The following is an 8924-nucleotide window of genomic DNA, read 5'->3' as shown; positions in this document are numbered from 1 at the left end:
GTGGCCGGAACCCATGGGTTCCGGCCACCCCGGCGGCACGTTTCTGCTGAGGCTGTGAGGCGCCTTTCGGGCGCTCAGCCCTCCTCGTGGGAGGCGACCGCGCGACGCGCGTCGGCGTCCAGCACACCCCAGCTGATCAGCTGCTCGGTGAGGACCGACGGCGACTGGTCGTAGATGACGGCGAGTGTGCGCAGGTCGTCCTGGCGGATGGAGAGCACCTTGCCGTTGTAGTCACCGCGCTGGGACTGGATGGTCGCCGCGTAGCGCTGGAGCGGGCCCGCCTTCTCGGCCGGCACGGTGGCCAGCCGCTCCAGGTCCAGGACCAGCTTCGGCGGCGGCTCGGCGGCGCCGCCCGGCGTGGTGCCCGGCAGCAGTTCCTGCACGGGAACGCCGTAGAAATCCGCCAGCTCGGCAAGGCGCTGCACGGTCACGGCGCGGTCGCCGCGCTCGTACGAACCGACCACCACGGCCTTCCAACGTCCCTGGGACTTCTCCTCGACACCGTGGAGGGAAAGGCCCTGCTGGGTGCGGATGGCCCGGAGCTTGGCCCCGAGCTGTTTGGCGTATTCGCTGGACATATAGCTCCCCGGACACTGTGTCGACGCGACTGGCGTGGGTTCCGAGCCGCGCGGCTGGTAACTCACTGTGAGGTTACGCAGCGTGACTCTTCTGCGTCAAGCCGAATGGTCCACACCGACTCTTCCGTGGTATCCGCACCTTGTTGGGCCGAGTGGGTGATTTCCGGGTGATCGACAGGGTGATCGCGGACGGGCCACGGGGTGTCGCGGGGTGATCGGCGGCGATCTCCGGCTCGGGTTCGCGGGCCGCGCCAGGGGGTGTGATCCGGGGTGCGGACGGGGCCTGCTACCGTGGATGGCGCAATCCCGACGTCCTTTAAGGTCCGTCCCGTGAGGCGGAGAAGGAGGTCCGTTTCGTATGGACACGCAAGCGTCCGATGCGCGGCCAGTGCTCGAAGGCCCCGACATCGCGCGGGTACTGACCCGCATCGCCCACGAGATCGTCGAGCGCGCCAAGGGCGCCGACGACGTGGTGCTGCTCGGCATCCCCACCCGAGGCGTCTTCCTCGGGCAGCGGCTCGCCGCCAAGCTCGAAGAGATCACCGAGCGCAAGATCCCCTGCGGTTCGCTGGACATCACCATGTACCGCGACGACCTGCGCATGCACCCGCCGCGTGCGCTGGCCCGCACCGAGATCCCCGGTGACGGCATCGACGGCAAGCTGGTCGTCCTCGTCGACGACGTGCTCTTCTCCGGCCGCACCATCCGCGCCGCCCTCGACGCCCTGAACGACATCGGGCGCCCCCGCGCGGTGCAGCTCGCGGTCCTCGTCGACCGGGGCCACCGCGAACTGCCGATCCGCGCCGACTACGTCGGCAAGAACCTCCCCACGTCGCTGCGGGAGACGGTCAAGGTCCAGCTCGCCGAGGAGGACGGTCGCGACACCGTGCTGCTCGGCGCCGCCCGGGACCGCTAGCAAGCGGACGGCGTACGGCACGGTCGTACGCCCGCTCGGCGCGCCCACCCGCGCGCCCGCCTGCCCGAATTCTCCTGAATGAACTGCCTTACGGAGCCTGACAGATGCTGCGTCATCTCATCTCGGCCGCCGACCTCACCCGCGACGACGCCGTCCTGATCCTCGACACCGCCGAGGAGATGGCGCGGGTCGCCGACCGGCCGATCAAGAAGCTGCCGACCCTGCGCGGCCGCACCGTGGTCAACCTCTTCTTCGAGGACTCCACCCGGACCCGCATCTCCTTCGAGGCCGCCGAGAAGCGGCTGTCCGCGGACGTCATCAACTTCTCCGCCAAGGGCTCCAGCGTGTCCAAGGGCGAGTCCCTGAAGGACACCGCCCAGACGCTGGAGGCCATGGGCGTCGACGCCGTCGTCATCCGGCACGGCGCGTCCGGGGCCCCGTACCGCCTCGCCAACTCCGGCTGGATCGACGCGGCCGTGATCAACGCCGGGGACGGCACCCACCAGCACCCCACCCAGGCCCTGCTGGACGCGTTCACCATGCGCCGCCGCCTGGTCGGCCGCGACGCCGGGCTCGGCCAGGACCTGTCCGGCAAGCGCGTCACGATCGTCGGCGACGTCCTGCACAGCCGGGTCGCCCGCTCCAACGTCGACCTGCTGCACACCCTCGGCGCCGAGGTCACCCTGGTCGCCCCGCCCACCCTGGTGCCGGTCGGCGTCGAGACCTGGCCCTGCGAGGTGGCGTACGACCTCGACGGCGTGCTGCCCAAGTCCGACGCCGTGATGATGCTGCGCGTGCAGCGCGAGCGGATGAACGCCGCGTTCTTCCCGACCGAGCGCGAGTACTCGCGGCGCTACGGCCTCGACGGCGACCGCATGGCGAAGATGCCCGAGCACGCCATCGTGATGCACCCCGGCCCGATGGTCCGCGGCATGGAGATCACCGCCGAGGTCGCCGACTCCGACCGCTGCACCGTCGTCGAGCAGGTCGCCAACGGCGTCTCCATCCGGATGGCCGTCCTCTACCTGCTGCTCGGTGGCAACGAGCCCGCCGTCACCCACGCCCGTACCGCTGAGGAGAAGTAAGACAGATGAGCAAGATCCTGATCCGGGGTGCGAAGGTCCTCGGCGGCGAGGCGCAGGACGTCCTGATCGACGGCGAGAGCATCGCCGAGGTCGGCACCGGCCTGTCGGCCGAGGGCGCCGAGGTCGTCGAGGCGGCCGGCAAGGTGCTGCTGCCCGGCCTGGTCGACCTGCACACCCATCTGCGCGAGCCCGGCCGCGAGGACTCCGAGACCGTCCTCACCGGCACCCGCGCGGCCGCCTCCGGCGGCTACACCTCGGTGTTCGCCATGGCCAACACCTTCCCGGTCGCCGACACCGCCGGTGTCGTCGAGCAGGTCTACCGGCTCGGCCAGGAGCACGGCTACTGCGACGTGCAGCCGATCGGCGCCGTCACCGTCGGCCTGGAGGGCAGCAAGCTCGCCGAGCTGGGCGCCATGCACGAGTCGGCGGCCGGTGTCACCGTCTTCTCCGACGACGGCAAGTGCGTGCACGACGCGGTGATCATGCGCCGGGCGCTGGAGTACGTGAAGGCCTTCGGCGGCGTCGTCGCCCAGCACGCCCAGGAGCCGCGGCTGACCGAGGGCGCCCAGATGAACGAGGGCGTCGTCTCCGCCGAGCTGGGCCTCGGCGGCTGGCCCGCGGTGGCCGAGGAGTCGATCATCGCCCGGGACGTGCTGCTCGCCGAGCACGTCGGCTCCCGCGTGCACATCTGCCACCTGTCGACCGCCGGCTCCGTCGAGATCGTGCGCTGGGCCAAGTCCCGCGGCATCCAGGTCACCGCCGAGGTCACCCCGCACCACCTCCTCCTCACCGACGAGCTGGTGCGCACCTACAACCCGGTCTACAAGGTCAACCCGCCGCTGCGCACCGAGCGCGACGTCATGGCGCTGCGCGAGGCCCTGGCCGACGGCACCATCGACATCGTCGCCACCGACCACGCCCCGCACCCGCACGAGGACAAGGACTGCGAGTGGGCCGCCGCCGCCATGGGGATGGTCGGCCTGGAGACCGCGTTGTCAGTGGTCCAGGCGACCATGGTGGAAACGGGTCTGCTGGACTGGGCCGGCGTCGCCGACCGGATGTCCGTCAAGCCCGCGCGGATCGGACAGGCCTCGGGCCACGGACGTCCCGTCTCGGCTGGTGAGCCCGCCAACCTCACCCTGGTCGACACGGAATACCGTGGGCCCGTGGACCCCGAGGGCTTCGCCTCGCGCAGCCGCAACACTCCGTACGAGGGGCGTGAGCTGCCGGGCCGTGTCACGCACACGTGGCTCCGGGGCAAGGCCACGCTCGTCGACGGGAAGCTCACGTGACACCTGTACTCCTGCTGGCCGCCGAGAAGGAATCGGCGGAAGTGACCGACTGGGCCGCCCGCCTCGGCTGGGTCGTCGGACTCGCCGCGTTCGTCGCGCTCGTCTACTGGCTGATGCGCGAGGGATGGAAGTGGCGGGGAACCCTGCAAGGGGACCTGCCGGAGCTTCCCACCGCGCCGAGCGGGTCCGGCAAGGCGAAACTGGCTGTGTCGACGATGAGCGGCCGCTACCACGGCTCCACCACCGCCGGGCAGTGGCTCGACCGCATCGTGGCGCACGGCCTGGGCACCCGAAGCCGAGCCGAGCTCACGCTGACGGACGCCGGTCTGGAGGTCGTACGCCCCGGGGCGACCGACTTCTTCATCCCCGCCGCGTCCCTGCGCGAGGCCCGGCTCGACAAGGGCATCGCCGGGAAGGTGCTCACCGAGGGCGGTCTGCTGATCGTGACCTGGGCGCACGGCGACAGACTGATCGACTCCGGCTTCCGCTCCGACCGCGCGGCCGAGCACAACGAGTGGGTCACCCACATCAACTCCATGATCGAACCAACCATGAGGGAAGGCGCCGAACGATGACGACCTCCACCAGGGGAACCAGCAAGGTTCCCGCCGTACTCGTCCTGGAGGACGGCCGAGTCTTCCGCGGCCGTGCCTACGGGGCCGTGGGGGAGACCTTCGGCGAGGCCGTCTTCTCCACCGGTATGACCGGGTACCAGGAGACCCTGACGGACCCGTCGTACCACCGCCAGGTCGTCGTGATGACCGCCCCGCACATCGGGAACACCGGCGTCAACGACGAGGACATGGAGTCCAGGAAGATCTGGGTCTCCGGTTACGTGGTGCGCGACCCCGCGCGCGTGCCGTCCAGCTGGCGCTCGACGCGCACGCTGGACGACGAGCTGTCCGCCCAGGGCGTCGTCGGCATCTCCGGCATCGACACCCGCGCCCTCACCCGCCACCTGCGCGAGCGCGGCGCGATGCGTGTCGGCATCTTCAGCGGCGACGCGATCCAGGACGACGCCGCCCTGCTGGCCCGCGTCAAGGAAGCCCCCGAGATGAAGGGCGCCGACCTCTCCGCCGAGGTCGCCACCACCGAGGCGTACGTCGTGCCCGCGATCGGTGAGAAGAAGTTCACCGTCGCCGCCGTCGACCTCGGCATCAAGGGCATGACCCCGCACCGGATGGCCGAGCGCGGCATCGAGGTGCACGTGCTGCCCGCCACGGCGACCGCCGACGACGTCTACGCCGTGAACCCGGACGGCGTGTTCTTCTCCAACGGCCCGGGCGACCCGGCCACCGCCGACCACCCGGTCTCCGTGATGCAGTCGGTCCTGGAGCGCGGCACCCCGCTGTTCGGCATCTGCTTCGGCAACCAGATCCTCGGCCGCGCCCTCGGCTTCGGCACCTACAAGCTGAAGTACGGCCACCGCGGCATCAACCAGCCCGTGCAGGACCGTACGACCGGCAAGGTCGAGGTCACCGCGCACAACCACGGCTTCGCCGTCGACGCCCCGCTCGACAAGGTCTCCGAGACCCCCTTCGGCCGCGCCGAGGTCTCCCACGTCTGCCTCAACGACAACGTGGTGGAGGGCCTCCAGCTTCTCGACAAGCCGGCCTTCAGCGTCCAGTACCACCCCGAAGCGGCAGCCGGCCCGCACGACGCCGCCTACCTGTTCGACCGCTTCGTTTCCCTGATGGAGGGCCAGCGTGCCTAAGCGCACCGATATCCAGTCCGTCCTGGTCATCGGCTCCGGCCCGATCGTCATCGGCCAGGCCGCCGAGTTCGACTACTCCGGCACCCAGGCGTGCCGCGTGCTGAAGTCCGAGGGCCTGCGGGTCATCCTCGTGAACTCCAACCCGGCCACGATCATGACCGACCCGGAGATCGCCGACGCCACCTACGTCGAGCCGATCACCCCGGAGTTCGTCGAGAAGATCATCGCCAAGGAGCGCCCCGACGCGCTGCTGCCCACCCTGGGCGGCCAGACCGCGCTCAACACCGCCATCTCCATGCACGAGCAGGGGGTGCTGGAGAAGTACGGCGTGGAGCTGATCGGCGCCAACGTCGAGGCCATCCACAAGGGCGAGGACCGCGACAAGTTCAAGCTGGTCGTGGAGGAGGTCCGCAAGAAGATCGGGCACGGCGAGTCCGCCCGCTCGGTGATCTGCCACTCCATGGACGACGTCCTCCAGGGCGTCGAGACGCTCGGCGGCTACCCCGTCGTCGTCCGCCCCTCCTTCACCATGGGCGGCGCCGGCTCCGGCTTCGCCCACGACGAGGAGGAGCTGCGCCGCATCGCCGGCCAGGGCCTCACCCTGTCTCCCACCACCGAGGTGCTCCTGGAGGAGTCCATCCTCGGCTGGAAGGAGTACGAGCTGGAGCTGATGCGCGACAAGCACGACAACGTCGTGGTCGTCTGCTCCATCGAGAACTTCGACCCGATGGGTGTGCACACCGGCGACTCCATCACCGTCGCCCCGGCGATGACCCTCACCGACCGCGAGTACCAGATCCTGCGGGACGTCGGCATCGCGATCATCCGCGAGGTCGGCGTCGACACCGGCGGCTGCAACATCCAGTTCGCGGTCAACCCCGAGGACGGTCGCGTGATCGTCATCGAGATGAACCCCCGCGTGTCCCGCTCCTCGGCGCTCGCCTCCAAGGCGACCGGCTTCCCGATCGCCAAGATCGCCGCCAAGCTCGCCGTCGGCTACACCCTCGACGAGATCCCGAACGACATCACGCAGGAGACCCCGGCCTCCTTCGAGCCGACCCTCGACTACGTGGTCGTCAAGGCGCCCCGGTTCGCCTTCGAGAAGTTCCCGCAGGCCGACTCCACGCTGACCACCACCATGAAGTCGGTCGGCGAGGCCATGGCCATCGGCCGCAACTTCACCGAGGCCTTCCAGAAGGCGCTGCGCTCCCTGGAGAAGAAGGGCAGCCAGTTCACCTTCGTCGGCGAGACCGGCGACAAGGAGCAGCTGCTGCGCGACGCCGTCCGTCCCACCGACGGCCGGATCAACACGGTCATGGAGGCCATCCGCGCGGGCGCCACGCCCGAGGAGGTCTTCGAGTACACCAAGATCGACCCCTGGTTCGTCGACCAGCTCTTCCTCATCAAGGAGGTCGCCGACGAGATCGCCGAGGCCCCGGAGCTGACCGGCGACCTGCTGGCCGAGGCCAAGCGGCACGGCTTCTCCGACCACCAGATCGCCGAGATCCGCGGCCTGCGCGAGGACGTCGTCCGCGAGGTCCGGCACGCGCTCGGCGTCCGCCCGGTCTACAAGACGGTCGACACCTGCGCCGCCGAGTTCGCCGCGAAGACGCCGTACTTCTACTCCTCCTACGACGAGGAGACCGAGGTCGCGCCGCGCGAGAAGCCCGCGGTGATCATCCTGGGCTCCGGCCCGAACCGCATCGGCCAGGGCATCGAGTTCGACTACTCCTGCGTCCACGCCTCCTTCGCGCTGAGCGACGCGGGCTACGAGACGGTGATGGTCAACTGCAACCCGGAGACCGTCTCCACCGACTACGACACCTCCGACCGCCTGTACTTCGAGCCGCTGACGCTCGAGGACGTGCTGGAGATCGTCCACGCGGAGCAGCAGGCCGGCCCGGTCGCGGGCGTCGTCGTCCAGCTCGGCGGCCAGACGCCGCTCGGCCTGTCGCAGGCGCTCAAGGACAACGGCGTGCCGATCGTCGGCACCTCCCCGGAGGCCATCCACGCCGCCGAGGACCGCGGCGCCTTCGGCCGCGTCCTGAAGGAGGCCGGCCTGCCGGCCCCCAAGCACGGCACCGCCACCACCTTCGCCGAGGCCAAGGCCATCGCCGACGAGATCGGCTACCCGGTCCTCGTCCGCCCGTCGTACGTGCTCGGCGGCCGCGGCATGGAGATCGTGTACGACGAGGCCCGCCTGCAGTCGTACATCGCCGAGTCGACCGAGATCAGCCCCACCCGGCCGGTCCTCGTCGACCGCTTCCTCGACGACGCGATCGAGATCGACGTCGACGCCCTCTACGACGGCGAGGAGCTGTACCTCGGCGGCGTCATGGAGCACATCGAGGAGGCCGGCATCCACTCCGGCGACTCGGCCTGCGCCCTGCCCCCGATCACCCTCGGCGGCTTCGACATCAAGCGGCTGCGCGCCTCCACCGAGGCCATCGCCAAGGGCGTCGGAGTCCGCGGCCTGATCAACATCCAGTTCGCCATGGCCGGCGACATCCTCTACGTCCTGGAGGCCAACCCGCGCGCCTCGCGCACGGTGCCCTTCACCTCCAAGGCGACCGCCGTGCCGCTGGCCAAGGCCGCCGCGCGCATCTCGCTCGGCGCGACCGTCGCCGAACTGCGCGCCGAGGGCCTGCTGCCGGCCACCGGCGACGGCGGCGAGCTGCCGCTGGACGCGCCGATCTCCGTCAAGGAGGCCGTCATGCCGTGGTCGCGCTTCCGCGACATCCACGGCCGCGGCGTGGACACCGTCCTCGGCCCGGAGATGCGCTCCACCGGTGAGGTCATGGGCATCGACTCGGTCTTCGGCACGGCCTACGCCAAGTCGCAGGCCGGCGCCTACGGCCCGCTGCCCACCAAGGGCCGCGCCTTCATCTCGGTCGCCAACCGCGACAAGCGCTCGATGATCTTCCCGGCCCGCGAGCTGGTCGCCCACGGCTTCGAGCTGCTGGCCACCTCCGGCACCGCCGAGGTGCTCAAGCGCAACGGCATCAACGCCACCGTCGTGCGCAAGCAGTCCGAGGGCACCGGCCCGAACGGCGAGAAGACCATCGTCCAGCTCATCCACGACGGCGAGGTCGACCTCATCGTCAACACCCCGTACGGCACCGGCGGCCGCCTCGACGGCTACGAGATCCGCACGGCGGCCGTGGCCCGCTCCGTGCCGTGCCTGACGACGGTCCAGGCGCTCGCCGCCGCCGTCCAGGGCATCGACGCACTCAACCACGGCGACGTGGGCGTCCGATCGCTCCAGGAACACGCGGAATTCCTGACCGCGGCCCGCGACTAGCAGCCCTTGAGGGGGACACCGGAAACGGTGTCCCCCTC

The 8924-nt window shown here is 70.3% G+C and carries 7 protein-coding genes; 6 read left to right on the top strand and 1 reads right to left on the bottom strand.

Annotated elements, in window-relative coordinates; genetic code table 11:
- Positions 1 to 74: 74 nt before the first annotated feature.
- On the bottom strand, positions 75 to 578 hold the full coding sequence (gene bldD, locus ABT232_RS15445) for a transcriptional regulator BldD (protein ID WP_030166512.1): 504 nt from the start codon (positions 576 to 578) through the stop codon (positions 75 to 77).
- Between the two features lie 358 nt (positions 579 to 936).
- On the opposite strand from bldD, the gene pyrR reads away from it, so the two are divergent.
- The 6 genes from pyrR (at position 937) to carB (ending at position 8886) form a co-directional block, all read left to right on the top strand.
- Entirely contained in the window at positions 937 to 1494 is a 558-nt protein-coding gene (pyrR, locus tag ABT232_RS15440; protein ID WP_351840395.1) for a bifunctional pyr operon transcriptional regulator/uracil phosphoribosyltransferase PyrR, read from the top strand.
- 104 nt (positions 1495 to 1598) lie between these two features.
- The gene (locus ABT232_RS15435; protein WP_351840394.1) at positions 1599 to 2579 is read left to right on the top strand and encodes an aspartate carbamoyltransferase catalytic subunit; all 981 of its coding nucleotides are present in this window, start codon (positions 1599 to 1601) and stop codon (positions 2577 to 2579) included.
- A 5-nt stretch (positions 2580 to 2584) separates the two neighbouring features.
- Positions 2585 to 3871 carry a dihydroorotase gene (locus ABT232_RS15430; protein ID WP_351840393.1) on the top strand — a complete coding sequence of 429 codons (1287 nt, stop codon included), beginning with the start codon at positions 2585 to 2587 and terminating at the stop codon, positions 3869 to 3871.
- Positions 3868 to 4446 carry a PH-like domain-containing protein gene (locus ABT232_RS15425; protein ID WP_351840392.1) on the top strand — a complete coding sequence of 193 codons (579 nt, stop codon included), beginning with the start codon at positions 3868 to 3870 and terminating at the stop codon, positions 4444 to 4446. The genes ABT232_RS15430 and ABT232_RS15425 overlap by 4 nt, the downstream gene beginning before the upstream one ends.
- Complete coding sequence (gene carA / locus ABT232_RS15420) at positions 4443 to 5585, top strand: glutamine-hydrolyzing carbamoyl-phosphate synthase small subunit (RefSeq protein ID WP_351840391.1); 1143 nt, start codon at positions 4443 to 4445, stop codon at positions 5583 to 5585. Before ABT232_RS15425 ends, carA begins: the two co-directional genes overlap by 4 nt.
- On the top strand, positions 5578 to 8886 hold the full coding sequence (gene carB, locus ABT232_RS15415) for a carbamoyl-phosphate synthase large subunit (protein WP_351840390.1): 3309 nt from the start codon (positions 5578 to 5580) through the stop codon (positions 8884 to 8886). Before carA ends, carB begins: the two co-directional genes overlap by 8 nt.
- Positions 8887 to 8924 lie beyond the last annotated feature (38 nt).

This window comes from Streptomyces sp. NPDC001532, assembly GCF_040298625.1.
In the GTDB taxonomy this organism is placed as follows: Bacteria; Actinomycetota; Actinomycetes; order Streptomycetales; family Streptomycetaceae; genus Streptomyces.
Note: the sequence above shows the minus strand (reverse complement) of the source record. Positions and strands in the feature narration are given on the sequence as shown.